We start from the raw sequence: 25,914 nt of genomic DNA on the forward strand, positions 1-25,914 counted from the left end.
ATGTCGAACACCACCCGAGACCCCGTTCACGAGCCTGAATTCGCTCACGAACCCGCCGGGCACGGCTACATCACCGACAAGTCCAAGTACCTCAACCGGCTGAAGCGCATCGAGGGACAAGCCCGGGGTGTGCACAAGATGATCGAGGACGAGAAGTACTGCATCGACATCTTGACGCAGATCAGTGCTCTCACCAGCGCGCTACAGGTCGTCGCCGTCGGTCTTCTCGACGATCATCTCAAGCACTGCGTCCTCAATGCCGCGCGCGCGGGCGGCGACGAGGCAGACATAAAGATCAAAGAAGCCACCGACGCCATCGCGCGACTCGTGCGGTCCTGAATTCCCACCAGGCGGAAGCACGGCGGCGGTCTGCCTGACACCGCGCGCCAACATCGCCCCACCCCTCCGTCTCTCCAACCGCGTATCGCGCGGCAGACGCGGCGCAGTGTGCTCAGCCGCGAGCCGCGCGAAGCGAGTTCGGCGGATGGACACCCATAGGCGTGAGGCGCACCCTTCAGATGCAAGGACAGTGACCCGGCGCCCGAGGCCTCAAGACGGTTTGCGGCTGGACACCATTGCCCCGACGATCACCAGCAGCGCGGCAGCAGGATAGCCTGCGGCGAGGTCGACCCAACCTTCCGGTTGAGCTGGCCCGAAAGCTTCCAAATGCGCAAGCCAGTGGATGATGCCAACCACTGCTCCACCGATCATGATCACTTGACCTGCGCGGAGATATATCCGGCGGCGGCGGAAACGCTTCTGGAATTCTTCTTGGGTGGGCTCTCTACGCGGCGTGTCCATATGGCCTCCTCGCTTGTGGGGGTTTTGCAGCACCAACATGCTGCGGCGACAAGTGCTGCACCTCGGCGATCAAATGTGCCGACACGAACAGTTGGTGCGACCGAGTCGGGCCGCGCCGCTGGCGGTTCAGGGCACACCGCACTTTTAGGCGAGCGCGGGCGCACGTGCCGGTACGGACCTCGCCATTTGGTACGTGCGTCACGTTCACGGCGCCTTCAAATCGGCGCAGGCATCGTGGTAGCGAGTCACGCATCATAAGTGCCTCAGCGGAATCGTGCTCCGGCGGGATGACTTCGACGAGAGTCCAGCCACCGCACCCGCCGCGAATAGCAGAACGAGGACGCCCACGCCGAGCCGGTCGAACCATGGTGCTACCGCCATCGCTGGAGTGACCGAGTCGGATAGCGGCGCTTCGGCGACCATGGCGGAGCTTGTGAATGGTGCCATCGTGGCGATCTCTGCGCCGTCGGGCCCGATGATCGCGGATGATCCCACGGTAGACACGTTCGCCACGGATCGAGCCGTCTCCATCGCGCGGGCGCGCGCGATGGAGAGCTGCTGCTCACCCTGAGCTGAATCTCCGAAGTCAGCATTATTGGACGGGACGATCAGAATCTCGGCTCCCGTAGCGATAGTTTCCCGGACGAGTTGGTCGGAGACGATATCGAAGCAGAGTGCCAGACCGATCGGGACGCCGTTCACCTGGACGGTGGCGGCTGTCGTGCCCGGGGTCATATCGACAGGAATCAGTGACGGAACGAACGGCAGGAGGCTTGACCAAAGTGCACGGTCTGGAAGGAATTCGGCGAAAGGGACCGGGTACCTCTTGTCATATTGTTCGACTACTCCCACGCCCGCGCGCCAGACGAGTGCGCTGTTGAAGACCTGACCGTCGTCGACCGTGAGCGTGCCGAAAAGGATAGGCGCGCTCACCCGATCGGAGATCCCGTCGAGCGAGGCTTGAACTTCGGCGATTCGCGCGACGTCAACATCAACAGAATTCTCAGGCCACACCAGAAGATCGAGATCTTCGCCATAGAGCGATTGCGTTGCACGCACATGATCGCCGAAAATTCTCCCCGGCGCGCTGGCGTTGAAGATGCCGGCGTCCGAGTTGCCCTGCGCCGCACCAACTCGCATAGTTCCTGTTTCGTTGTAGGAAAAAGTGGGCACGGCCACGAGAGCGGCCAGAAGAACGAGTGGAGCGGATGCGTGCCCCAGTCTGCGCGAGCGTGCGACCTGCACGAGCATCGTGCTCATCACGACGACAGCGAAAGTAGTTCCGGCTACCCCGACCCACGGCAGTAGGTCGCGCAATGGGCCGTCGACCTGGCTGTAGGCGAGTCGACCCCACGCGAAGCCACCATACGGCCAGTTCCCAGCAACGAAATCGCGTCCTACCCACGCCGCTCCCACCAGCACGGGAACCACCACCATCCGGGTGAAGTCTCCCGGAATCCACTCCTCAATCGTCCGCCAGCCGGCGATCATGATTGCGGCGGCGCCCACCGACATGAGCACCTGCAACGCGACGAGTGCTGCCCAGGGTGCGGGACCTAGATAGGTTGTCAACCAGACAATGTGAATACCCCAGAAACATGTCGCTCCCGCCGCAGCTCCCGCCAGCGCATGGGTCATCCGTGGTGCCGTCAGAACGCAGACCTGCAGCGCGACGCCCACGAGCGCGAAGGGCCAAGACCCGACTGGCGGAAACGCGAGCGTCGTGAGAGAACCCCCCAGTGCGCCAAGAGCCAGAGTCCGCAGGAAGGCGTATCGGGGCGCCCGTCGCCGCGCCGACTTCGTGTGGCGGGGGCGAACCGCCTCGAGCGGGACCGGGATGGTCACGGTCCCGGGGGGTTATCGCCCGCCACGCGGGGGTCGGAGTCGGACGCTACGAAGGTTGAGCGGTGGGATTGCCTCTCACTCCCGAGAGTGCGGCCACTCTCCTGGTCGCTTGAAGCGGTTTTCGGGGAGCGGCCCTGTCGGTAAACGCTTAGTTCGGGCTCCGGGTGCCGGGCCGCTTGGACAACGACGAGAACCACGCCGGCAATCGCGAGGACGAGCGCTGTGAGCACGTTTATCTTGACGCCCCAGATTTCGAGCTCGGTGGGGTCGATACGAATGGATTCGAACCACGCCCTGCCCGTGCCGTAGATAAGCAGGTAGACGCCGAGCGCCCTGCCCCACCTCAGGTCATAACGACGCTCCAGAAGAAGGATCGTCGCGGCGCCTGCGAGATTCCACAACATCTCGTACAGAAAGAGCGGGTGAAAAATCGTGCCCGACGGCAAACCCTCCGGGAAAGCGGCGCTCTGCGGGTCGATTTGAAGCCCCCACGGAAGAGTGGTCGGAAGGCCGTAGAGCTCTTGATTGAAGTAGTTCCCCAGCCGACCTACTGCTTGCGCGATGAGCATGGCCGGTGCGAGTGCGTCGGCGAAGGACAGGAACCGGATTCCCGCGATGCGGCATCCGATCATCGCGGCAGCGCCCCCGACGAGGACGGCGCCGAAAATGGCGAGTCCCCCCTCCCAGACATAGAGCACGCGCCACAGATCAGCGCCCGGGTAAAAATAGTCGTTGGGATGGGTGATCACATGGTAAGAACGTCCACCGGCGATCCCGAAAGGGACCGCCCACAGCGCGATGTCGACGACAACGCCGCGGGCGCCACCTCGCCGTTCGAGGCGCCGAGAAGCCAGCCACGTGGCGATCGCAATCCCCAAAATGATGAATAGCGCATAGAAGCGAAGTTCGAAGCCGCCGAGATAGACAGAATTGATGGAGGGGCTGGGAATACCCGCCGTGAACATCAGGCCGCTGCCGTTCAAGGATTCACCTTTGCCGACAGCCACGCGTAGGGGTCGATGTAGGTACCGTCGGCTCGCATCATACCGAGGTGTAGGTGGGGGCCTCCGCTCAGTCCGGTATCGCCGACTTTGCCGACGAGGTCACCGACACTGACCGAATCACCGGCCCGGAGAGCCAGCGTCCCGACTGCCATGTGTGCGTACAGGCTGCTGATTTTCTCCCCGTCGACGACGTGGTCGATGATCGCGTACACGCCCCACTGGCTGCTGTCGCTGGCTGACGCTTCCCGTACGACGCCATCGGCGACCGCTTGGATCGCCGAGCCGGCGCCCGGGTTCATATCGATCCCGTTGTGATCCTGCGGGCAACCAGGGCACGGTGATTCGCGCCATCCGAACCCGCTGCTGATCGGAACTCCGGTCAGAAAGGGCCACTGTATCGCGCCGCTGTAGTTGACGAATGTGGATGCTGTCTGCGCATACACTCCCGTCGTGATCGCGCTCGCACTGACGTACGTTCCCCGATCGAGGGGTGCGCCTGTCACCTGGATGTCGAGGTCAAGCGATTGGGCCTCGCCGTCGGAGCCACTTGCCTCCACCGTGTCGCTCGACACCGATGCCGGGAATGAGGCGCCGCTGGCGGGAAGAGCGAAACTTAGCGCTAGCGCCACCGCGGACGACATCGCGGTCGCCGACACAATTTGTCGCCGGAACGACGAACGACGTGTCACGGCGAGCGCAGGGTTGGGTGGCGCCGATGGTGGCAGTGTCAGGCGCTCCTTTCCGCTCTCCCTGATGCTTCGGCGGGTCGGCGAGGTAGCGGGCATGGACGGGTCTGAGGATGAGGGCATTGTGCATTCCGGGAGGAGACGATGTCGCGCGCACCGGCGCGGAAGAAAAGCGCGAGGATCCAGGTAGCGGATCACTCGTGACGCGGTCGCGGATCATGAGGCAGACCGGTCTTGACTCACGCCGCCACGCCGCCTAAAAATACGCGGCGTGGGGCGGTAACGAGCACCGTGAGGAAAACGGGTGTGCTCAGGTCCGACTGATCGAGAGGACGTGAAGATCTGGTGCGCTGTGAAGGAGTACCCGCGCACGGAAACCCGTCCCTAAAGGGGGAACCAGACGTGTCGACAGCCAGAATCGCCGCGACGCCCGTGCGAGCCCGAGGCCTAAGGCAGCGACGAACGCGCAGACCGCGACAACCATGCACGCAAACAGGTCACCCATGTGGGATGAGCAATTTGAATCGCAGGGTTCAGCAACGGAAGAAGAACCGTCCGATGCGGAGGACAATATCGGGTTCTCCATAATGCTCTGCGAAAGGGACACTTCCGACGAGCCTGCGACGTTGTGCTCGCCCTCGCCCCCTGCATGCATCGCCAGAAGGGCGAGCACGAAGAGCGACACGAGCGTGACGAGCCAGAGGGTCGCGCCCTGCGTGCGTGTGCCGTCGCGAAGAATGTTCACTCGCGCCTTCCTGCCGCAGGGCTCGTTACGTGATCGTGATGACGTCAGGACAGAGTACAAGATCTGCATCCGAGACTTTCCTGTGAACCACACCTGGTAGGTATCGCCAACTGCAGTTGCTCGGCGTGTCTGGACAAGCGCGCTGGATGATCGGTGTAAGGGTAGCGAACGTTTCCCGCTATCGTCACCCGTCGCACGAGGAGTCCAATGTCCCGCTACCTTCCGCCGGTGGCGCTTCCCGCTGTCGACTGCGGGTGTGCACCATCCGCAGAAGAACTACGCAAACTTGAAGGACCGCGACGCGATGCGGGCGTCAGACACACATTGGGGCGGCGGGGCTTCGTGCGCATCGGCGCGCTCGGGCTGCTCGCCGCGGCGTCGCTCGGGGTGGCTGCTCCGGCCTTCGCTGCCACGTATCCGTCCTGGGACGATGTGCAGCGCGCCCGCGACAATGAAGCCGCGAAAGCCACCGAGATCTCGCGCATTCAAGGGTTCATCGCAACACTGAACGCCAACGTCATACGGACGCAGGCAGCAGCAGAGGAAGCGTCTCAAGAATTCTTCGTCGCGGAGGAGGAGTACTTTGCTGCTGTTGCGCGGGCGGATGAGTTCCAGTCCCAGGCCGATGCCCAGGCCGCCGTCGCAGCGACTGCCTCGGAACGAGCGGGCCGCGTTGCAGCGGAGATGTATCGATCGGGTGGCGACGACACGTCGTTGCGATTGTTCTTTTCCGATGCCGGTGACGCCGACCAGCTGCTGAGCAGGTTGGGCAGGGCTGACAAACTTCTGCAGCGAAACCGCGATGCGTTCGCTGATGCCACCGTCGCGCGCGGGGCGGCACAGTCGCTCAGCGATCAAGCCGCGGTCGCGCGAGACGAACGCGATCGACTCAAGCAGCTCGCTTCGCAGCGAATGGAAGAGTCGCAGGCAGCAGCCGACGCGGCTCAGCAGGCTCTCGATGAACAATCCACCAACTTGGTCGTCCTAGGTGCGTGGGTCAGATCCTTCCGTTAACGCGCCGGGGTGAATCCGGTGGATAGCGCGGGGTGCTGGGAGAATCGATTCATGACGGTGACTGCCAGCCTGGAGGGTCTGTTCGAGGTCGAGCCGGGTGAGGCGCGGGCGCCGGGATCGGCTGCACCGGCGGGTGCGGGCAAGACGTTCCGTGGGTATGACCAGGGGCAGTGTTTCCTGCTCCCGCCGAGTCTGGATGACTGGCTGGACGAGGATGATGAGGCCCGGTTCATCTCCGAGGTCGTCGAAGAGCTCTTGGATCTGACGCCGGTCTACGCGTCGTACGCGTCCGCCTCGGGTGCGCCTCCGTATGACCCGCGGATGATGTTGAAGCTGCTGCTGTTCGCGTACGCGACGGGCGTGACCTCGTCTCGTGAGTTGGAGCGGCGCTGCAAGCGCGATATCGCCTTCCGGTGGCTGTCGGGCAACCAGGCGCCCGACTACCGGTCGCTGGCCCGGTTTCGTCGGCGTCACCTGGATGCCCTGCCGGGGTTGTTCCTGCAGGTGCTGCGGGTCTGCGCGGAGGCGGGGCTGGTGCGGTTGGGGCGGGTCGCGCTGGATGGCACGAAGCTGGCTGCGAACGCGTCGCGGCATAAGGCGATGAGCTATGACCGGATCGTGCCGAAGATCGATCAGCTCCAAGCCGAGGTCGCTGCGCTGCTCGCCGAGGCGGAGGCGGTCGATGAGGCCGAGGATCAGCAGTTCGGCCAGGACCGGCGCGGGGACGAGGTCGCCCCGGAGCTGGCCCGCCGTGAGGGGCGCCTGGCAAAACTACGTGCCGCGAAGGACGCGATCGAGGCCGACGCCGCCGAGAAGGCGGCAGCCGTGGCGCGGAAGAAGGCCGACGCCGCCGGTCAGCCCCCTGAGCAGGCCGACGCGGCCGTCGCGACTGCGGTGGACACGGCGGCGCCGAAGCCGAAAGCGCAACGCAATTTCACCGATCCTGAGGCGCGGATGATGAAGACGGTCCGCGGCTTCGATTACGCGTTCAACGCGCAGGCCGTTGTCGATGAGGGCCACCAGATCGTGTTGAGCGCCGAGGTCACCCAGCAGGCCACCGATATCCAGCAGTTCGTCCCGATGGCCGAGCAGACCCTACGGAACCTCGACGCGGCAGGAATCGAGCGTTCCCCAGAGGTCGTCCTCGCTGACGCGGGCTACTGCTCGGAAGCCAACCTCGAAGCCGCCGACGATCTGGACGCACAGGTGTTGATCGCGACGGGACGGCAACGTCACGGCGAGAGCTTCCCTACCGCCGGCGCCCCGGACCCGGCCCCAGAGGACGCGAGCCGGCGGGAGCGGATGGCGCACGCGCTGCGCACCGAGCAGGGCCGCACCGACTACGCGCGCCGCAAAGCCATCGTTGAACCCGCGTTCGGGCAGATGAAGACCCGGCAAAACGCCGGACAGCTCCGGCTACGCGGACTCGCCGGCGCCCAAGGCGAATGGCTACTCCACACGATCTGCCACAACCTCCGCAAGCTCCGCGTCGCTACAGCCGCCGGGCTGGCGCCCGCATAGGCCTCCCCAGGGGTCCCTGGGCGTCACAGCACGCACCGACAGTCGCCACGAGCCCCTCGCCGTGCGATCCCGCACGCTCTCACACCGCAACGGCCCGCCCGTTCCCGTTCGCGACCGTCAGCGCGCGATGCCAGAGTCAACGCCGCGCGCCACGCCACCCGATTCTGACCCGCGCACCTAGTATCGATTACTTCCCCGATTGCCGCACATCGGGGCCCGTCTCGCGGCCGTTCGGGCGTGCTCTCGAAGTTTTTTCGAGAAATCTCCGCAAACGCGCGTCACGATTCGGGCGTTTCCCCGTGTTATGCGTGCCCGACTCCTGCACTGAGTCCCCCCAAGGAGTACCCCGGTGCGGGAGTCGGGTACAGATTTCAGGGTCCGATCTCGCGAGGTCGGGCCCGCATCCTGGGGAGGAAACGGGGAATGGCACTGCGTTCGGGAGTGATTCGAGACCGGGGCGGAAGCCGCTCGGCGCGCGTCGCGCGCGGTTTCGGCAAGTGGGTGGCAGGCGGGCTCGCCGCGCTGCTCTTCGGAACCGCGATGATCGCGAGCGGAAGCGGGATCGTCTCCGCCTCCGCGATGGAGGGCGCATCGCTGCTGCTCGTGAAGACCGTCGACGGCCAGGAGGCCAAGCGCGACCTGCGGCCCGGCGACTCCGTCGTCTACCGCGTCGAGTTCCGGGTGAACGACGAGGACGCGGACGCGCCCGTGCGCGTCGTCGACGAGCTCCCCGCCGCGTTCGCCGGATGGCGGATCAGCGAGCTCACCGCGGTCGTCGGCGGATCGCCGACGGGCATCACCCTCGATCTGCCCGGCATCGCCGCCGGGCCGTCGACCGCGGTTCCGGCGTCCGGCACGCTGGGATCCGGCTCCGAGGACCTCACCATCACGGTCGGCGTCGCGCTCCCCGTTCAGGCGGGCACCGGCAACGACAGCGGGCTCGGCATGTCGACTCGCCACACGGGCGTGCTCGAGTACGTGCTCACCGTTCCGAGCGACCTCTCGCCGAACGATCCGATCCTGCGCACCGACCTCGTCAACCGGGCGACCTTCTCCGCGATGGCCGGCCTCACTCCGCTCAGCGTCTCCGACACCGCGATCATCTCGGTCGACAACCCCGTCGCGGTGGACGTGACGCCGACGAAGACCTGGACCCCCGCCTCGCAGGGCTATCAGCCCGGCGCGGTCTCGAATCTGACCATCGGCGCCACGCAGGCCTCGAACGTGCCCGCGAGCGCGCTGCGGCTGCAGGATCCGGCCGACCCCGCTCTCGCGCCGGACGGCGCGACCTCGCTCGCGGACGCCAACCCCTTCAACTACGTCGACTTCGCGGGCTTCGCCGGCGACCCGACGACGAACCTTCCCGCGGGCGCGACCGCGGCCTCGGTCGAGGTCTACCACTTCGACGGCGCGAGCTGGAACTGGACCGCTTGGAACAGCGGGCTCGACAACGCAGACATCGCCGGTGTGCGCCTCGGCTACACCGGCTCGGTCCCCCCGGGCGCCTCGGTCTCGCAGGGCTTCGCGGCCCTGCAGCGGGCGACCCACCGCTCGACCGGCGCCGGGATCTCCGCGGGCTACACGATCTCGAACGACGTGCGCGCGACCGTCGAGGTGCCGGATCAGCCGTCCGTCTCGAAGGACGCCGAGGCGCCCTTCGCGGTCGGGCCGCAGCGCATCGACGTCTCGGCGCAGAAGCGCTTCCACACCCTTCCGGACGGCTCCGAGACCACGAACCTCACCGGGGTGACCGCCGGCGACACGGTGGGCGTCGTGCTGCGCGCGATCAACGCCGGCGTGCCGCAGAGCACCACCCTCGACCGCCTCGTCATCGCCGAGCCCGGCGCCGGATCCGACAGCCGCTTCTTCGGCGACGAGCTCTCCTTCGCGGGCTTCGCAGCCGGCGATCCGGCCGCGATCTGGCCCGCGGGTGCGACGAGCGCCGAGCTCACCTGGCAGCACCCCGGAGGCCCGACGGTCGTCACGGTGGCGGCCGGCGATCCGCTGCCGGCGGCGCCCGCGGACGTCACCGGCTTCGAGCTCGCCTTCGTCGGCGCGATCGAGCCGGGCGCCTTCAGCGAGGTCCGGTACCTGCTGGCCACGAGCTCCGACGAGGACTTCGTCGCCGCGGGCGGCACGGCGGGCCCCTTCCGCAACACGATCGACGTGACCGGTGAGAAGACCGGGCTCGACGACGACACGGACAATGCGGGAGCGAACCTCTCGCTGGTCGCCCCCAGCATCGACGTGGCGATCGACAAGCGGGTCGGGCCGGGAACGGTGCTGCCCGGCCAGGGCGTGGTCGTGCAGCTCGACACCCGCGTGCAGACCTCGGGCGGGCGCACGAAGCCGACCGAGATCGTGGTGGAGGACGTCTTCGGCGGGGCCGGCACCTTCTGGGACGCCTTCGACGCGGCCGAGATCCTGCCCCCGATCAGCCGCCCGGTGAACGGCGACGACCCCGTCGTCCAGGCCGATCTGCGCATCGAGGTGCTCGGAGCCGACGGCGTCACCTGGACGACGCTCGCGGACAACCCGGACGAGAACACCCCGATCGCGGTGCCGGCCGGCGCCACCGGCCTGCGCTTCGTCTACACCAACGCGGCCGGCTTCTCCCAGATCAGCTACGTGAAGCCGAACATCGCCTTCACCGCGCGCAGCGCGCTGCGCAGCGACGGCGCGCCCACCGGCGGCACCTTCGACACCCCCGTGCGCTACGAGAACGTCGCCACGGCCGAGGCCGAGGGCCGGCTCGACGACCGCGTCGTCACCGGCGAGGACGACGACCGCGAGAGCGTCGGGATCCGCGGCACCGAAGGCGGCACCGGTCCCGGCCCGGGCGGCCTGTGGGTGCACAAGGACTGGGCGCACAACTCGCTCGTCTCGCAGTCGGGCGCCTCCTCCTGGACCATCCAGGAGTGGGCCGTGACCCGGAGCGGCTACGCGACCGTGCAGCTGCAGGATCCCGCCGTTCCGACGGCGACGGGTGCGGGCACCGTCTTCGAGGCCTTCAACCTGACGCAGATCCGCCCGATCCGCTTCGCGGCCGGCGGCTCGAACAACACGGTCGATCCCATGCTGCGCTGGGACGTCGTGACCGACGTCCAGCTCTGGGACGGCGCGAGCTGGACCTCGGTGACCGCCCCCGCGGGCGGCTGGATGAACGCTGACGGCTTCGCGGGCCATGCGCTGACGGCGACGCAGCAGCAGAGCACCCTGGGCGTGCGCCTGGTGCTCGCGGAGAACACCGCGGCCCGGCAGGCGGCGGCCGACGCCGGCGACCTGACCGCCCCGGCGGTGGGCAGCGGCATCGCCGCCTCCGCCGAGACCCGTTCCTTCCGGCTGGACTGGCAGCTGCGCGAGACCGCGCGGCCCGCGAGCGATCCCGTGAAGTGGGTGAAGGAGAGCGGCACGACCTTCAACTGCGGCACCGCGGGCTGCATCGACAACGTCTTCGGCATCACCGCGACCCCCGAGGACGGCGCCCCGGCGACGGAGACCGCGAACGACACGATCCAGCTGCTCGACGGCATCGCCAACGTCGCGCTCACGAAGCAGGTGCGCCCGCTCCCGCTCGATGCGGCGGCGCCCGCCGCCGGCAGCATCGAGATGGTCGCCCCGAATCCGGGCGAGCTCGCCCAGGAGGACTACCCGCGGGCCCGCTACACGCTGACGACCTACAACTCGTCGACGATGCCGGCCGGCTCCCGAGGCGCGATGAAGCTCGGCAAGATCCGGGTGACCGACACCTCGACGCACCAGCTGAGCCCCGCTCCGGACTTCGACATGGATCGCAGTCCCTTCGAAGGCCGTGACTTCGCGGCCGAGGTCGCGGGGCCCGACGGCAACCACTTCGACCGCTTCAACCTGACGGGAGTCTCCTTCGAGGCGCTGCCGGCCTACATCGACGCCGCCGAGAGCACGGTGGAGCTGTGGCTCTACGACGGCACCGCGACCGGCACGACCCAGGTCTTCACCCTGCAGCAGGCGAGGGACGCCGATGCGGCGTTCGTCGCGGCGCTGCCGGACGCGATCGGCGTCGCCGTGACCTACTCCGGCACCGACCCCGCGCGCAACGGCAACCGCATCGTCACCGGCGACAACCTCGTCGTGCATCTCGACGTGCAGCTGCGCCAGACCGAGCGTCTGAGCGGGGACCCCGTCGAGGGCGGCACCCTGGGCAGCTCCGTCAGCGTGCCGAACGAGGCGATCTCGCGCGGCTGGGACGCGGTGGTGAACCCGGACAACATGCCGACCGACACCGGCGATGCCGTGGTCGAGCTCACCAGCGCGCAGATCTCCGTGAACCTGCAGAAGCAGATCGCGGTGGATCACGGCGGCACGAGCGATCGGACGATCACCGAGACCGATCCCGACGCCCCGGTGAACGTGCGGCTGACGGCCGACCCGGACGGCTCGACCGCGCCGCTCAGCACGCTGCGCATCGAGGACGACACGGCGGGCTTCTGGGATCGCTTCCGGTTCGTCTCCTTCGGCTCCCCGACCCATCCGACGGATGCCGACGCGGCGGCGTTCGAGATCCTCGTCGGTGGCGACTGGGTGCCGTTCGAGGGATACATCGGCGACCTCGCAGACATCGAGGGCGTGGCGGTGACCTTCTCGCGGACGACCGGCAACGGGCTCTTCCCGGCGGGCGCCGCCTCGTGGAGCGCCTCCTGGGGCACCGCGACGCTGCCCTTCACGGTGCAGCTGCGCGACGATGTCGCGGTCGACTGGGGAGACGACAGCGAGGAGAACACCGGCCGCGCGGAGGCGGTCAATCCGAACCTGCCGCTCGCCGAGGACGCCGCCGACGCCGAGGTCGACTTCTCCGACGGCACGAACGCGATCCGCGTCGTGAAGCGCGCGCCGAACGACACGGGCACGCACCAGGTCGATCCGCTCGTGAGCCTGCCCTGGAGCCTGGAGTTCACCAACACCGGCACCAGCTACCTGCCGATCACGCGGGTCACCGACGCGATGCCGGAGACGCTGAACTGGGACGGCGAGCAGCCGACCTTCACGAGCACGCCCGGTGCGAGCGGCGTCAGCGGGCTGACCGCCGACCCCGCCGAGATCGGGGTGAGCATCTCGACCGATGGGCGGGACCTCGTCTTCGAGTGGCCGGCCGGCTCCCGCATGGAGCCCGGCGAGACCATGACGATCGGTCTCGGCCTCATCCTGCAGCCGCTGCCCACGGGCGAGCGCGCGACCAACGAGGTCGTCGTCGAGACGGGCGTGCCGCTCGCCACCTGCACGCAGCCGACCGATTTCGGTCAGGATCCGCGGCAGCCCGGCGAGGAGGGCGAGTGCTCGAACACCAACTTCGTGCAGCCCCGCGCCGGCACCGTGATCGGCGCCGTGAAGACGGTGAACGGCGAGCCAGCCGAGACGCTCGGCGAGCACCTCGTCAGCGGCGCGCTCGACGTGCGCACGGGTGCCGAGTGCGCCCCCGGCAACTACCTGCCCATCGGCAGCGACTACACGCGCAACCCATGCGCCTCGTACACCGCTGTCGGCGCGACGGACACCTGGAAGCTGGAGCACATCAACTCGGGCACCAACGCCCTGTCGAGGATGACCATCGTCGACATGATGCCGGGCCCGGGCGACCAGATGCTCGCCGGAGGCGCGCCGCGCACCTCCACCTTCCGACCGGTGCTCGCCGGCACCTCGCCGGCGGACGTCTTCACCCTCTCCGGCCTGCCCGCCGGAGCGACGTACACCATCGACGTCACCACCAACCCGCAGGCCTGCGTGGGACCCACCCCGGGCAGCTCGCTCTGGGTGTCCGATCCCGAGTGCTCCGACGCCGTCGCCAACCCGGCGAACGTGTGGGTGCCGCTCGCCGGCTACACGGGCGACATCGCCGACATCGCGGGCTTCCGCGTCAACGTCGACATGTCGAGCGAGCCGCTGCAGCCGGCCGGCAACGTCGTGGTCGAGTTCGAGACGGTGAACCGCGTCGTGCAGAACGCGCCCGAGGGCCTGCAGCCGACCCTCGAGCAGTTCGCCACGCCCCAGTTCGCCTGGAACCAGAACGGCGTCATCGCCTGGGACACCGTCGGCAACCGCGTCAACCTGCCCGCCGCGCCCCAGCGCGCCGGCGTGACGGTGAAGACCGGCTCGCTGGAGATCTCGAAGGAGGTCCTGGGAGAGGGGGCCGGCAACGCGCCCGAGCTCTTCCCCGTGGAGCTCGCCTGCACCGTGCCGAGCGGCGTCGCCGACCCCGAGCGCGTGCCGCTCGACCTGGGCGACTCCTCGACCGTGCTGGTGCCGGGCGACGGCACCGCGGTTCGGATCTCGGGCATCCCGATCGGTGCGGACTGCATCGCCCGGGAGTCCGGCGAGGTCGGCGCCCACGGCGAGAGCGGCCGCTCCATCGAGCCCGCTCCCGGCGTGATGCCCGCGACCGACGGCCTCTCGGCCGAGATCCTCATCCGCGAGAGCGGCGGGGGAGCGGCTCACCTCCAGCTGCGGAACACCTACACGCTCGGCGAGCTGATCGTCGAGAAGGCGGTGCTCAGCAGCAACGAGCACGCGGTGCGCGAGGAGCAGCGGAGCGCGGTCTTCGAGTTCGAGCTCGTGTGCCTCGCGAACGGAATGGACGACGAGATCCGCCGCGGCTTCGAGATGCGGGCCGGCGAGCAGCATCGGGAGACCGAGCTGCCCGAGGGCGCCGAGTGCACCCTGACCGAGACCTCGACGCGCGGCGCCGAGTCGACCACCGTCACCGTGGGCGGCGAGGAGTCGGAGGGCGCGAGCCGAGTCGGCATCGTCATCACCGCCGAAGGCGCGCACGCGCTCGTCTCCAACGTCTTCGAGGGAGTCCCCCCGGAGGATCTCGAGAAGACGGGCGGGGCCGGCATCGCGGGGATCGTCATCGCGGCGATCGTGCTGCTCGGCCTCGGCGGGGCCGGTCTCGTGATCAGTCGCCGCCGCAGGAGCCGGGCCGACTGATCGCTCGCGATCGCAGTGGGGCCCGGGTCGTCGCGACGACCCGGGCCCCACTGCCGTTCGCCGCTCGCCGAGACCTGTTCGCTGCTCCCCGAACGCCGCGGAAAGCTAACGATACGGTCACGAGATCATTGAAAACACGCCGTTTTTTCAGGCCCCGGATCGCTTGGTGCGCTGACAGTCAACAACGTCTTCACTGTGTAGCAAAGATGCGCGCTACGATACTTGTACCGTGAAAGCGGAACACCCCGGCACTTTCGCACGGCCTCAAGCTCGCGGTGGCGCCGGTGGCCTCCGAAAACAATGATGTTGAAAGGAGCATGATGAAGAAGCTTCACATGAAGGCTCTGGTGGTGCCGGTCGCGGCTGCCGCCCTGGTCCTCGCCGGTTGCTCGGGTGGAGGCAACGGCGGCGGTGGCGACACGGGCGGTGGCGACGCGGCCACGGGTGAGCCCATCAAGGTCGCCGCACTGGCCTCGATGCTGTACTTCCCCGAGGCGCCTCCGGCCGCGCAGGCCGTGTTCGACGAGTACAACGCGAACGGCGGCTTCAACGGCCGTCCGATCGAGCTCGACACCTTCGACGACAAGGCCGATCCGGCCGCCTCCTCGACCGCGGCGCGCGACGCGCTCAACAGCGGCGCCGTCGCGCTCGTCGGCAGCTCGTCGATGCTCGACTGCTCGGTCAACAACAAGACCTGGGTCGACAACAACATCGTCTCCATCCAGGGCGTGGGCGTCGATCCGTTCTGCTTCGCGACGCCGAACATCGCTCCGGTGGACACGGGCCCCTACTTCAACATGTTCGCCTCGCTCTGGAACGGCAGCGAGACGCTCGGCTTCGAGAAGATCTGCTTCTTCACCGTTTCGGACGATGCCGCCGGCCGCGCCGCGTCCGAGCAGGCTCGGGATGCCTGGTCGGACGAGACCGGCAAGGAGCTGGCCCTGTGGGACGACTCGCTCGTTCGCGGCCAGTCGAGCTTCGCCGGCAACGTCGCGCAGATCAACAAGGACAAGTGCGACTCCATCTTGATCACCGGGGGGGACGCGGTGGCCAGCCAGTTCCTCTCCGAGGCGACCAACCAGGGCATCGACCTGCCCGTGCTGGCGCTGACCTCGACCTACTCCCAGGAGTTCGTCGACACGCTCGTCTACGCCGGCGACGTGCACGTGCCGTCCATGTTCTCGCCGTGGAGCGATCCGGAGGATCCCTCGAACGACGACTGGCGTGCGCTGATGGAGAAGAACAACATCGGTCTGACCTCCTTCGCGCAGGGCGGCTACCTGGCGGCCAAGGCGTTCATCCACATCCTGGAGAACGAGATGGACCCCGACGCCGAGATCACCCGCGAGGCGTTCACCGAGGCGGCCAAGGGCATGACCGAGGGCTTCGACACCGGCGGCATGACCGGTGACAAGTGGATGTTCGGTCCCGGCGATTCGCACCAGGCGAACGCCGCCGCGTGGCCGCTGGTCATCGAGGCGAACAGCGGCGAGTGGACCTCGCTCGGCCCGTGGTTCATCGGCACCGACAACGGCTGGGTGAACACCACCGTCCCTAGCAGCTGATCGGCTGAGAGGTTCCGGGTGCCGGGCGGCCTTCATGGTCGCCCGGCACCCGGAATCTTCGTCCTATTCCTCCAAGGGAGCACAATGAACCCACTGCTCGCAATGACGGCGGGGCTCACGGCAGGCGGCACGTTCGCGCTGTTCGGGGTCCTGCTCACCATCATGTCCCGGCTCGGCAAGGTCGTGAACTTCTCGCAGGTCGCGGTCGGCGTCTTCGCCGCGTTCATGGCGATTCGCATCGTGCCGAAGGACATGCAGCCCTGGGGCTCGCTCGTGGTCGGCATGATCGTGGCGATGCTGCTGTCGGTCCTGATCGGCTTCATCGTCGCCAAGTGGCTCGGCGATGCCTCGGTGGGCGCCCGCTCGGCCGCCACCGTCGCCATCCTGCTCGGCCTCTACTCGCTGTCGAACCTGCTCTTCGGCACGCGGGCCCAGCCGGTGCTGCCCCCCTTCAAGGGGCCGCTCATCCAGACCGACTGGATCAACATCTCGCAGCTGGCGGTCGTCACGACCATCGCCGCGATCGTCGTCGCGGTCGGCACCAAGCTCGTGCTCCGCTACACCATGGTCGGCACGCGCCTGCGCGCCGTGTCCGACCGACAGGATGCCGCCGAGCTCATGGGCATCAACGTGATGGGCCTGCAGCTCGGCGTCTGGGCGGTCACCGGCCTCATCGCCGGCTTCGGCATCGCGGTCGTCGCGAACATCCAGGCGTCCGACGCCAGCTCGATGATCACCATCTTCATCCCCAGCGCGGCCGCCGCGCTGGTCGGCGCCTTCAGGCGTCTCGACCTCGCGATCATCGGCGGCCTGGGCGTCGGTGCACTGCAGGGGCTGCTCACGGCCTTCCCCGCCCTCGTGCTGCTCAAGGACTGGGTACCGATCCTGGTGATCGTCGTGTTCCTGCTCTGGACCGAACGGAAGGAGGTGTGGGATGTCGCTCGCTAGCACCGCCATCGCGCGCCGTCAGCGCACACGATTCTGGATCATGGTCGCCGCGGCCGTCGTCGTCGCGGTCGCCGTGACCTTCGGCCTGCCCAGCTACTTCGTGTTCATCTCAACGACGGTGCTGGTGACCATGGTCTCGCTGATGGGCCTCGGCATCGTTACCGGCAGCGCGGGCATGATCGCGCTCTCGCAGCTCACCTTCGCCGCGATCGGCGCCTGGGTGATGGAGCTGCTGATCTTCCGCACCCCGCTCGGCACGATCTTCGGGGGCGTCTCGTTCATCGTCTGCATGCTGATCGGCGCGGTCGCCGCCGCGATCGTCGGCCTCATCGTCGGCCTGCCGGCGCTCCGACTGCGCGGCGTGAACCTCGCGGTGATCACCCTGGGCGTCGCGGCGGCGGCGGACATGACGCTGCAGAAGGTCTTCTTCCCCGACGCCTGGGTCAACCAGCGGGTGCCCCGCCCCTTCGGCATCTCGAACACGGTGGAGGGCGACCGGATCTACTTCCTCTTCACGGCGATCGTGGTCATCGTCATCGCGGCGGTCGTCTTCCAGGTGGGCAAGGGCCGCTTCGGCGCCATGTGGCGCTTCGTCGCCTTCTCCGAGCGCGGCACCGCGGCGGCCGGCACGAAGGTGCGCAACGCGAAGCTCAGCGCCTTCGCGGCGAGCGCCTTCATCGGCGGTCTCGCCGGCGGTCTCACCGTGGGGCAGATCGGCCAGGTGAACTACATCTCCTTCGCCACTGCCGGATCGCTCGGCCTCTACGTGCTCTGCATCGTGGTCGGCGCCCACTACATCGACATGGCGTTCGTGGGCGCGTGCCTGTTCGTCTTCATCCCCGAGATCCTGAAGCAGTTCGGCCTTCCCCTGGAGTGGGCGAACATCATCTTCGGCATCCTGGGTGTGCAGGCGCTCACCACCAACACCACGATGGGCGACCAGATCAGATCGGGGCTCAGAAAGCTCAGACGCCGCGGGGAGAAGGTCGAACCGGTTTCCGCGCATCTCGAAGAGGTCGATCTGGAACAGACCAGCGCGGTCTTCACGACCACGGGCAAGCCGCTGCTCGAAGTGAAGGACGTCAGCGTCGTCTTCGGCGAGTTGCGCGCGCTCGATCACGTGAGCCTGACGGTCTTCGACCGCGAGGTGGTGGGTCTCATCGGTCCGAACGGCGCCGGCAAGTCGACCATGATCGACACGATCACGGGCTTCATCTCGGGCTACGAGGGGTCGATCGTGCTCGACGGCCAGCCGGTCGACGGGCTCGCCCCCGACCGCCGTGCGCACGCCGGCATCCGTCGCACCTTCCAGCAGGATCGCGTGCCGACCTCGATGACGGTCGGCCAGTACCTGCGGCTCATGTCGCAGGGCAAGTCGACGAACGCCGAGATCGACGAGATCCTCGAGTACTTCGGCTGCCCCCCGGCGCACACCCCTCTGCGGGTGGTCGACGTGGGCTCCCGCCGCATCGTCGAGGTCGCCGCGAACGTGGCGTCGAAGCCGCTGGTGCTGCTGCTCGACGAGCCCGCTGCCGGCCTGTCGCACGAGGAGCACATCGTGTTCGGTAACCAGCTGCGCAAGATCCCCCAGAAGTACGGGATCTCGGTGCTGCTGATCGAGCACGATCTCGATCTGGTGCGCAGCGTCTGCTCGAAGCTGGTCGTGCTCAACTTCGGCGGCGTCCTGGCCTCCGGCGACCAGGAAGAGGTGCTTCGCAACCCCGAGGTGCTCAAGGCCTACATGGGAGAGAGGGTGGAGTGATGAGCCTCGTTCTTTCAGACGTCACGGTCAACCGCGGCATCGGCCCGGTCGTCAGCGGGGTGAGCCTCGAGCTGCAGCCCGGTCAGATCACCACGGTCGTGGGCCCCAACGGCGCGGGCAAGACGAGCCTGCTCGAGGCGATCTCGGGCCTGGTGCGCAGCTACACCGGCTCGATCGAGGTCGACGGCAAGGACATCCACCGGATGAACCGCCGTCAGCGCTCGAGGGCCGGCATCGTGCACGTGCAGCAGGGACGAGCCATCTTCCCGAGCCTCACGGTGCGCGAGAACATCGAGCTCGCCAGCCGGGACAAGGAGCGGTTCGCGCAGATCCTCACCTACTTCCCTGAGCTCGAGAAGCGCATCTCGGCGCAGACGGCCCTGCTCTCCGGCGGCGAGCAGCAGATGGTCGTGCTCGGTCGCGCGCTCGCGACGGATCCGAAGTACCTGCTGATCGACGAGATGTCGCTGGGCCTCGCACCGGTGGTCTTGATGCGCCTGCTGCCCGTGCTCGAACAGGTCGCCGCGACGGGCGTGGGCATTCTGCTCGTCGAGCAGTTCGCCCACCTGGCACTCGGCATCTCGAGCGACGCGCTCGTGATCTCGAACGGCAAGGTCGCGTACCACGGTGAGCCGAAGGTGCTGCTCGACGACGAGACGAAGCTGCACGACGCCTACATGGGCTGATCGTCTCACGGCGGAGGGGTCGTCGCGCTGATGCGCGGCGGCCCCTTTTGCGCGGTCCGGCGGATCCGACGGACGAGCCCGGCCGGAACCGGGATCGGCCTCGGCTCAGGCCGCGGAGACCATCGCGTTGAAGCGGTACTCGGTGGGCGAGATGCCCACCACCTGGCGGAAGAGCCGGGAGAAGTGAGAGGAGTTGAGGAAGCCCCAGCGGCTCGCGATGGTCGATACCGGCAGGTGCGCGAGCAGCGGGTCGCTGAGGTCGCGGCGGCAGCGCACGAGTCGGGCCTGACGCATATACCCGGCCACCGTGAGATCCTCGTCGCTGAAGAGCCGATGCAGGTAGCGGGTCGAGATGAAGTTCGCGGCGGCGATCTGCTGCGGATCGAGCTCGGGATCGTCCAGATGGCAGTCGATGAACGCCTGGATCTGCATGAGCAGCTCGCGCCGTCGGGTGCGGTGCGGCTCGGAGAGACTCTGGCCCACGAGGCTGAACATCATGGTCTCCACGAGGTCGACGGTGTTGCTCATGAGGCGCACGGCGCTCGGGCCGTTCAGGTCGGCGATGTTCCTCGCGAGGGTGGAGAAGAAGGGCAGCACGGTGCCCGAGACCCCGGCCCCGTCCTCGATGCGCTGGCCGATGAGGTCGTTGGTCGCCGCGTCGGGCAGGTCGAAGCGGTCGCGGGGGATCAGCAGGAACACCATGTGGAAGTCGTCGTCGAGGTACATGGTGTAGGGCCGGGCGCTGTCGTGGATGATCATCTGACCCGGCTCGAAGTCGGTCGAGCTCGTACCCTGCACCGAGTTCGCGTGGCCGCTCATGAGCACGCTCACCTTGAGGAAGCGGTGGTCCTTCGTGAAGAGGCGCACCTCCGCGTCGTCGCGGGCGATCTCGTGCTGCGAGCTGCGCACCTCGTTGACGTAGACCTCGCCGAGCACGCGGCTGCGGATGCCTCCCCGGAAGTGGGCGGGGTCGTCCGCCGTGATGCGCACCGGGGAATAGATGCGCGAGACCATCTCGGTGAAGTCGTCGATGCTGGTGGTGGATCCCCCGTCGATCGACGGCGGAAGCGCGGCATCGCGCAGATCTACCGTTGAAGGCATACGTCTCCCCTCCCTGGGAGTCGGACGAACCGTCCCGTGACCACAGTCTATGCGCTTCGGCGCTCCCGCTCCCAGGGTTCGTCAGGGGAACGGGAGCGCCGAGGACGCCGGGCTCAGAAGGGGTAGCGCGCGATGTCGCCCTGGACGGTGACCCACTGGGTCTCCGTGAAGGCGTCGAGGTTCGCCGCCGCGCCGCCGAAGCGGGAGCCGGTGCCCGAGGCGCCGACGCCGCCGAAGGGCGCGACCGACTCGTCGTCGACGGTCTGGTCGTTGATGTGCACGATGCCGCTCGGGATCATCTCGGCGATCGCGAGGCCGCGCATGACGTCGCGGGTGAGGATGCCGAGCGACAGGCCGTACTCGCTCTGCCGCGCGATCTCGACGGCCTCCTCGATAGTGCTGAACTTCAGCACGGGCGCGACGGGGCCGAAGATCTCGTCCTTGAACGCCGGGTGGTCGGGCTGCGAGTCGGCGATGACGGTCGGCTTGTAGAAGAGGCCGTCGTACTCGCCGCCCGCGGTGATGCGGGCCCCCGCGGCGCGGCTGCCCTCGACGAGCGCGTGCACCTTGTCGCGCTGGCGCTCGTCGATGATCGGACCGAGCGGCACCTCCGAGGCGCCCGTGTCGCCCACGGGGATGTTCAGCGCCTTCTCGGTGAGCAGGCTCACGTACTCGTCGTAGATCGACTCGTGGACGATGTGCCGGCCGGTGGTCATGCAGATCTGGCCCTGGTGCAGGAAGGAGCCCCAGGCGCCGGCCGAGGCCGCTGCCGCCACATCGACGTCGTCGAGCACGATGAGGGCGTTGTTGCCGCCGAGTTCCAGGTGCACCCGCTTGAGCTTCGCCGCGCCCGCCGCGCCGACCGCGCGGCCGGCGCCGGTGGAGCCGGTGAACGAGATGACGGGCACCCGGTCGTGGTCGACGAGTGCCGCGCCGACCTCGGCGCCGCCCGGCAGCACGTGGAACAGGCCGTCGGGGAAGCCCGCCGCCTCCGCGATCGCGGCGAGGAACAGGCCGCCGGAGACCGCGGTGCGGGGGTCGGGCTTCAGGATCACGGCGTTGCCCGCGGCGAGGGCCGGGGCGACGGAGCGGGCCGAGAGGATGCCGGGGAAGTTGAAGGGCGAGATGACGCCGACGACGCCCACCGGGACGCGGCGCGCCATGGAGAGGCGCGGCTTGCCCGAGCGCAGCAGCTCACCGTAGGGCTGCTCGACGAGGGCGGCGGCCGAGTAGAACTCGGCGGCCACGAGGTGCGACTCGAAGCCCGCCTTGCCGACGCCCGATCCGGCCTCGCGGGTCAGCCAGGAGATGAGCTCTCCGGCGTTCTCCTCGACCAGCCGGCCCGCCTTGCGGAAGATCGCGGCCTTCGCCTCGAAGGACATCGCCGCCCACTCGCGCTGCGCCGCCACCCCGCGCTCGACCGCCGCGTCGAGGTCGGCGACGTTCGCCACTCCGTAGGAGCCGATGGCCTGGCCCGTCGCCGGGGCCACGATATCGGCGGATCCGCCGCCGCCCGCTCGCCAGCCGCCGCTGTAGATGCGGCCGGACCACGTCTGCTCGTCGAAAAAGCCCATGATGAATCTCTCCTCGTCGAATGACCCTGTCGAAACGGTTCTGCGGATCCGTCCCCCACTGGGCGCGGATCCCGGGGGCCTCGCGGCCCTGCACGATCCAGTCTGCCAGGGGTCGCGGGGCGGCGCACCGGGTCGATCCGCTCGTGCACTGCGGGCACAACTCTTGTACGCGCTGACGCAACCGCGACGGCCCGGCAGGTGTGAGGCTGATTCTGCGAGGAAGCAGAGGAAGGGAAGCCGCGAATGGGCATCTTCAGACACGAGCTGGTCATCGTCGGCGCGGGAGTGGGAGGGCTCTACGCCCTGATCCGGGCGCGCAGGCAGGGGCTCGACGCCGTGGTGCTCGAGCGCGGGAGCGACATCGGCGGGACCTGGTACTGGAACCGCTATCCCGGCGCCCGCTGCGACGTGGAGAGCTTCGACTACTCCTTCTCGTTCGACGAGGAGCTGCAGCAGGAATGGGTCTGGACGGAGAAGTACGCCGGCCAGCCCGAGATCCTCGCCTACCTCCACCACGTCGCCGAGCGGTACGGACTGCGTGACGGCGTGCGCCTGCAGACGAACGTGCAGTCGGCGCGCTGGGACGAGGACGCCCTCGAATGGACCGTCGGCACCGAGGACGGCGACGAGTACCTAGGAGTGGCCCCACTTTCTGACTTGCCGGGGCGGTTCTGACGGTTTGATCTGGCCCCACCTGAGCGTGTGTTTCGTGTTGCTTCAGGATGAGCGGGCCCGGCAGGGGTCGAAAGTGGAATTGTTCGCGGATATCCGCCGTGCCTCGCGCGTCGACGGGCTATCGGTGCGCGCGTTGGCAGACAGGTTCGGGGTCCACCGTCGCACGGTGCGGCAGGCCTTGGCGTCGCCAATTCCGCCGCCGCGGAAGATACCGTCACGGATGTCTCCACGGCTGGGGCCGTACAAGGCGGTGATCGACGCGATGCTCACTCAGGATCTGGACGCGCCTCGTAAGCAGCGGCACACGGCGACAAGGGTTCTCGCGCGGCTGGTCGACGAGCACGAAGCGGCGGGACTGTCGTACTCGACGGTCCGCGACTACGTGCGCGTACGTCGTGCCCAGATCGATGCCGCAGCCGGGCGCCGCGTCGAGGTGTTCGTCCCACAGGAACACGCACCTGGTGAGGAAGCCGAAGTCGATTTCGGCGAGGTCTGGGTGATCCTTGGCGGGGTGAAAACGAAGTGCCACATGTTCACGTTCCGGCTCTCGCACTCGGGGAAGGCGGTGCACCGGGTGTACTCGACGCAATCGCAGGAAGCGTTCCTGGAAGGACATATCGACGCGTTCGACGAGATAGGTGGGATCCCGACCCGGCACATCCGGTACGACAATCTCACTGCCGCGGTACAGACGGTGCTGTATGGGAAGGGCCGTAGCCGAGTAGAGAACGACCGATGGGTACTGTTCCGCTCGCACTACGGGTTCGACTCGTTCTATTGCCAGCCCGGAATCGACGGCGCCCACGAGAAGGGTGGCGTCGAAGGCGAAGTTGGTCGGTTTCGCCGCACCTGGCTGTCGCCGATGCCGGTCATCGACTCGCTCGCCGAGTTGAACGAGCAGATCCGCCGGTGGGACGCCCGCGACAACGAGCGACGCATCAACACCCGGATCCGCACTGTCGGGCAAGACTTCATCGACGAACAAGCCCGCCTTACGCCATTGCCAGGCGAGCGGTTCGATCCTGGCCTGGTGCTCTACCCGCGGGTAGACCGCTCGAGCCTGATCACCGTGCGGATGGCGAGGTACTCCGTGCCCGCCCGTCTGATCGGGCGGAAGGTGCGGGTCTCGTTGCGGGCGTCTGAACTCGTGGTGTTCGACGGCCACGCCGAGGTCGCTCGGCACGAGCGGGTCGTGGCCCGCGGCGGGGAGTCGATCAACCTTGACCACTACCTCGAGGTCCTCAGGCGCAAGCCCGGCGCGTTGCCCGGGTCCACCGCGCTGGCCCGTGCACGCGAAGCCGGCGTGTTCACGACAGCGCATGACGCGTTCTGGCAGCAAGCGCGGAAGGTCGATGGCGACAGCGCCGGCACAAGGGCTCTGATCGATGTGCTCCTGCTCCACAGGACCATGCGAACCGTCGACGTGATCGCGGGGATCCGTGCCGCCCTCACGGTCGGGGCGGTGTCCGCCGACGTCGTCGCGGTCGAAGCCCGACTGCACGCCGCCGGGCCCGAGTCAGACCGTCATCGCGTTGAACAACCACGACGTGACGTGCAACGAGTTGTCAGCCTGACCCAGCGTCGCCTCATGGATCCGGCCGCGGTGATCGCCGGACTCCCAGCCGACCGGCGGCCACTGCCATCCGTCGCGCACTACGACGAACTCCTTAACCGACGTTCCGAACCAGAACCGCCGGTCACCGATGAGAGAGAAGGAATCGCCGGATCATGAGCAACCCCACGAATGTCACCACGACCCTGCGTCGGCAGCGCGGGCTGACCGAAGAAGCCGCCGCGGCCGCAGTTGACCAAGCCTGCCGCAGGCTCCGTTTACCCACCATGCGGGCGGTGATGCACGAAGCGATCACGGCCGCGGAACGTGAGCAGCTGACCTACCAAGGGTTCCTTGCCGAGCTCCTCCTCGCCGAGTGCGACGACCGGGACCGCCGGTCCGTTGTCCGCCGCGTGTCGGCAGCCGGGTTCCCGAGGAACAAGTGGCTCGGGGACTTCGATTTCGACGCGAATCCGAACGTCAACCCTGCAACGATCCATACGCTCGCGAACGGGGACTGGATCCGCCGCGGCGATCCGCTGTGTCTGATCGGGGACTCCGGCACCGGGAAGTCGCATCTCCTCATCGGCCTCGGCACCGCCGCTGCAGAGAAGGGCTTCCGCGTCCGGTACACCCTGGCGACGAAGCTCGTGAACGAGCTCGTTGAAGCCGCCGACGAGAAACAACTCACCCGCACCATCAACCGGTACGGACGCGTTGACCTGCTCCTGATCGACGAGCTCGGCTACATGGAACTCGACCGACGCGGCGCCGAACTCCTGTTCCAGGTCCTCACAGAGCGGGAAGAGAAGAACTCCGTCGCGATCGCATCCAACGAGTCGTTCAGCGGGTGGACGAAGACCTTCACTGACCCGCGCCTGTGTGCGGCAATCGTCGACCGGCTCACGTTCAACGGCACCATCATCGAAACCGGCACCACCTCGTACCGCCTCAACCACACCCGTCAGCGGCAGTAGCGATCCGAAAGTCATCAGAGGTAGCGGCAGATGGACTCCGGCGTGCAGGCTTCGGACGCCGTTGCCGTCGCGTGCGCCCGAAGCTCGACGATGCTCCCTCGTAGGGCGCGCAGCTGCTCGAGCTGCTCATCAATCTCCACGAGCCGGCGGTCAAGGAGATCCAGCACGTGAGCGCACGGCGAACCACCCGTGTCGCGAACATCGAGGATCTCCGCGGTCTGCGCAAGGGTGAGCCCCGCCGCGCGAGCCCGATCGATGAACTCGAGCCGCTGCACCGTCTCGTCACCATAGCTGCGGTACCCGGCCGGGGTGCGCTCCGGCGGTTGCAGCAGCCCGCGCTCCTCGTAGTACCGCAGCGTCGACGGTCTCGTCCTCGCCTTCTCCGCGAGTTCTCCGATCCGCATCGTGACACCTCCACCGTCAGTTTGACCTTCAAGCATGCTTGAAGGTCCATTCTGTCGCATAGGGCCGCACGTGCGGCCCGGTCCACCCGAGGAG

19 protein-coding genes are annotated in these 25,914 nt (G+C 67.7%); 11 read left to right on the top strand and 8 right to left on the bottom strand.

The window, feature by feature from the left end; all coding sequences use genetic code 11:
- A complete protein-coding gene (locus tag CGU35_RS13285) occupies positions 1-339 on the top strand; it encodes a metal-sensitive transcriptional regulator (RefSeq protein ID WP_036295147.1) in 339 nt (112 codons plus the stop codon).
- A 210-nt stretch (positions 340-549) separates the two neighbouring features.
- Here CGU35_RS13285 and CGU35_RS13290 read toward each other — a convergent pair whose 3' ends face one another.
- The 5 genes from CGU35_RS13290 to CGU35_RS13310 all read right to left on the bottom strand — a co-directional run bounded on the left by CGU35_RS13290 (position 550) and on the right by CGU35_RS13310 (position 5,081).
- Complete coding sequence (locus CGU35_RS13290; RefSeq protein WP_081766122.1) at positions 550-801, bottom strand: hypothetical protein; 252 nt, start codon at positions 799-801, stop codon at positions 550-552.
- A gap of 252 nt (positions 802-1,053) precedes the next feature.
- Positions 1,054-2,646: an apolipoprotein N-acyltransferase gene (gene lnt / locus CGU35_RS13295; RefSeq protein ID WP_100812048.1), complete on the bottom strand. Its 1,593-nt coding sequence runs from the start codon at positions 2,644-2,646 to the stop codon at positions 1,054-1,056.
- Complete coding sequence (gene lgt / locus CGU35_RS13300; RefSeq protein ID WP_232711311.1) at positions 2,643-3,653, bottom strand: prolipoprotein diacylglyceryl transferase; 1,011 nt, start codon at positions 3,651-3,653, stop codon at positions 2,643-2,645. Before lgt ends, lnt begins: the two co-directional genes overlap by 4 nt.
- The gene (locus CGU35_RS13305; protein ID WP_157813986.1) at positions 3,626-4,222 is read right to left on the bottom strand and encodes a M23 family metallopeptidase; all 597 of its coding nucleotides are present in this window, start codon (positions 4,220-4,222) and stop codon (positions 3,626-3,628) included. The genes lgt and CGU35_RS13305 overlap by 28 nt, the downstream gene beginning before the upstream one ends.
- A gap of 424 nt (positions 4,223-4,646) precedes the next feature.
- A complete protein-coding gene (locus tag CGU35_RS13310) occupies positions 4,647-5,081 on the bottom strand; it encodes a hypothetical protein (protein ID WP_100812051.1) in 435 nt (144 codons plus the stop codon).
- 207 nt (positions 5,082-5,288) lie between these two features.
- Between CGU35_RS13310 and CGU35_RS13315 the strand changes: the two genes are divergently transcribed.
- From CGU35_RS13315 to CGU35_RS13345, 7 genes are all read left to right on the top strand, one after another.
- Entirely contained in the window at positions 5,289-6,095 is an 807-nt protein-coding gene (locus CGU35_RS13315) for a coiled-coil domain-containing protein (RefSeq protein ID WP_146047973.1), read from the top strand.
- Positions 6,096-6,146: 51 nt separating this feature from the next.
- Complete coding sequence (locus CGU35_RS13320) at positions 6,147-7,616, top strand: IS1182 family transposase (RefSeq protein WP_036294992.1); 1,470 nt, start codon at positions 6,147-6,149, stop codon at positions 7,614-7,616.
- Positions 7,617-8,039: 423 nt separating this feature from the next.
- Positions 8,040-14,576, top strand: a complete 6,537-nt coding sequence (locus tag CGU35_RS13325; protein ID WP_100812053.1) for a DUF5979 domain-containing protein — start codon at positions 8,040-8,042, stop codon at positions 14,574-14,576.
- A gap of 320 nt (positions 14,577-14,896) precedes the next feature.
- The gene (locus CGU35_RS13330) at positions 14,897-16,141 is read left to right on the top strand and encodes an ABC transporter substrate-binding protein (RefSeq protein ID WP_198519593.1); all 1,245 of its coding nucleotides are present in this window, start codon (positions 14,897-14,899) and stop codon (positions 16,139-16,141) included.
- Between the two features lie 84 nt (positions 16,142-16,225).
- On the top strand, positions 16,226-17,089 hold the full coding sequence (locus CGU35_RS13335; protein ID WP_232711312.1) for a branched-chain amino acid ABC transporter permease: 864 nt from the start codon (positions 16,226-16,228) through the stop codon (positions 17,087-17,089).
- On the top strand, positions 17,076-18,851 hold the full coding sequence (locus tag CGU35_RS13340; RefSeq protein WP_100812056.1) for a branched-chain amino acid ABC transporter ATP-binding protein/permease: 1,776 nt from the start codon (positions 17,076-17,078) through the stop codon (positions 18,849-18,851). The genes CGU35_RS13335 and CGU35_RS13340 overlap by 14 nt, the downstream gene beginning before the upstream one ends.
- On the top strand, positions 18,851-19,537 hold the full coding sequence (locus CGU35_RS13345) for an ABC transporter ATP-binding protein (RefSeq protein WP_232711313.1): 687 nt from the start codon (positions 18,851-18,853) through the stop codon (positions 19,535-19,537). Before CGU35_RS13340 ends, CGU35_RS13345 begins: the two co-directional genes overlap by 1 nt.
- Positions 19,538-19,642: 105 nt before the next feature.
- On the opposite strand, the gene CGU35_RS13350 is transcribed toward CGU35_RS13345, so the two are convergent.
- A complete protein-coding gene (locus CGU35_RS13350) occupies positions 19,643-20,638 on the bottom strand; it encodes a helix-turn-helix domain-containing protein (RefSeq protein WP_100812058.1) in 996 nt (331 codons plus the stop codon).
- Between the two features lie 113 nt (positions 20,639-20,751).
- Positions 20,752-22,212 (bottom strand): aldehyde dehydrogenase family protein, encoded by a 1,461-nt coding sequence (locus CGU35_RS13355; protein WP_100812059.1) that lies wholly within the window; start codon positions 22,210-22,212, stop codon positions 20,752-20,754.
- A 243-nt stretch (positions 22,213-22,455) separates the two neighbouring features.
- On the opposite strand from CGU35_RS13355, the gene CGU35_RS13360 reads away from it, so the two are divergent.
- The 3 genes from CGU35_RS13360 to istB are packed head-to-tail and all read left to right on the top strand — an operon-like array spanning position 22,456 to position 25,416.
- On the top strand, positions 22,456-22,887 hold the full coding sequence (locus CGU35_RS13360; protein ID WP_100812060.1) for a flavin-containing monooxygenase: 432 nt from the start codon (positions 22,456-22,458) through the stop codon (positions 22,885-22,887).
- Between the two features lie 37 nt (positions 22,888-22,924).
- Positions 22,925-24,619: an IS21 family transposase gene (istA, locus tag CGU35_RS13365; protein ID WP_054686999.1), complete on the top strand. Its 1,695-nt coding sequence runs from the start codon at positions 22,925-22,927 to the stop codon at positions 24,617-24,619.
- The gene (istB, locus tag CGU35_RS13370; protein WP_054682946.1) at positions 24,616-25,416 is read left to right on the top strand and encodes an IS21-like element helper ATPase IstB; all 801 of its coding nucleotides are present in this window, start codon (positions 24,616-24,618) and stop codon (positions 25,414-25,416) included. Before istA ends, istB begins: the two co-directional genes overlap by 4 nt.
- A 14-nt stretch (positions 25,417-25,430) precedes the next feature.
- On the opposite strand, the gene CGU35_RS13375 is transcribed toward istB, so the two are convergent.
- The gene (locus tag CGU35_RS13375; protein WP_054682943.1) at positions 25,431-25,820 is read right to left on the bottom strand and encodes a heavy metal-responsive transcriptional regulator; all 390 of its coding nucleotides are present in this window, start codon (positions 25,818-25,820) and stop codon (positions 25,431-25,433) included.
- Between the last annotated feature and the right edge of the window lie 94 nt (positions 25,821-25,914).

The sequence above is a fragment of the Microbacterium sp. BR1 genome (assembly GCF_002812725.1).
Classification (GTDB): Bacteria; Actinomycetota; Actinomycetes; order Actinomycetales; family Microbacteriaceae; genus Microbacterium.

Coding starts and splice junctions, on each gene's coding strand:
- CGU35_RS13285 (WP_036295147.1), top strand. CDS start 1: ATGTCGAACACCACCCGAGACCCCGTTCACGAGCCTGAATTCGCTCAC.
- CGU35_RS13290 (WP_081766122.1), bottom strand. CDS start 801: ATGGACACGCCGCGTAGAGAGCCCACCCAAGAAGAATTCCAGAAGCGT.
- CGU35_RS13315 (WP_146047973.1), top strand. CDS start 5,289: ATGTCCCGCTACCTTCCGCCGGTGGCGCTTCCCGCTGTCGACTGCGGG.
- CGU35_RS13320 (WP_036294992.1), top strand. CDS start 6,147: ATGACGGTGACTGCCAGCCTGGAGGGTCTGTTCGAGGTCGAGCCGGGT.
- CGU35_RS13325 (WP_100812053.1), top strand. CDS start 8,040: ATGGCACTGCGTTCGGGAGTGATTCGAGACCGGGGCGGAAGCCGCTCG.
- CGU35_RS13330 (WP_198519593.1), top strand. CDS start 14,897: ATGAAGAAGCTTCACATGAAGGCTCTGGTGGTGCCGGTCGCGGCTGCC.
- CGU35_RS13335 (WP_232711312.1), top strand. CDS start 16,226: ATGAACCCACTGCTCGCAATGACGGCGGGGCTCACGGCAGGCGGCACG.
- CGU35_RS13340 (WP_100812056.1), top strand. CDS start 17,076: ATGTCGCTCGCTAGCACCGCCATCGCGCGCCGTCAGCGCACACGATTC.
- CGU35_RS13345 (WP_232711313.1), top strand. CDS start 18,851: ATGAGCCTCGTTCTTTCAGACGTCACGGTCAACCGCGGCATCGGCCCG.
- CGU35_RS13350 (WP_100812058.1), bottom strand. CDS start 20,638: ATGCCTTCAACGGTAGATCTGCGCGATGCCGCGCTTCCGCCGTCGATC.
- CGU35_RS13355 (WP_100812059.1), bottom strand. CDS start 22,212: ATGGGCTTTTTCGACGAGCAGACGTGGTCCGGCCGCATCTACAGCGGC.
- CGU35_RS13360 (WP_100812060.1), top strand. CDS start 22,456: ATGGGCATCTTCAGACACGAGCTGGTCATCGTCGGCGCGGGAGTGGGA.
- istB (WP_054682946.1), top strand. CDS start 24,616: ATGAGCAACCCCACGAATGTCACCACGACCCTGCGTCGGCAGCGCGGG.
- CGU35_RS13375 (WP_054682943.1), bottom strand. CDS start 25,820: ATGCGGATCGGAGAACTCGCGGAGAAGGCGAGGACGAGACCGTCGACG.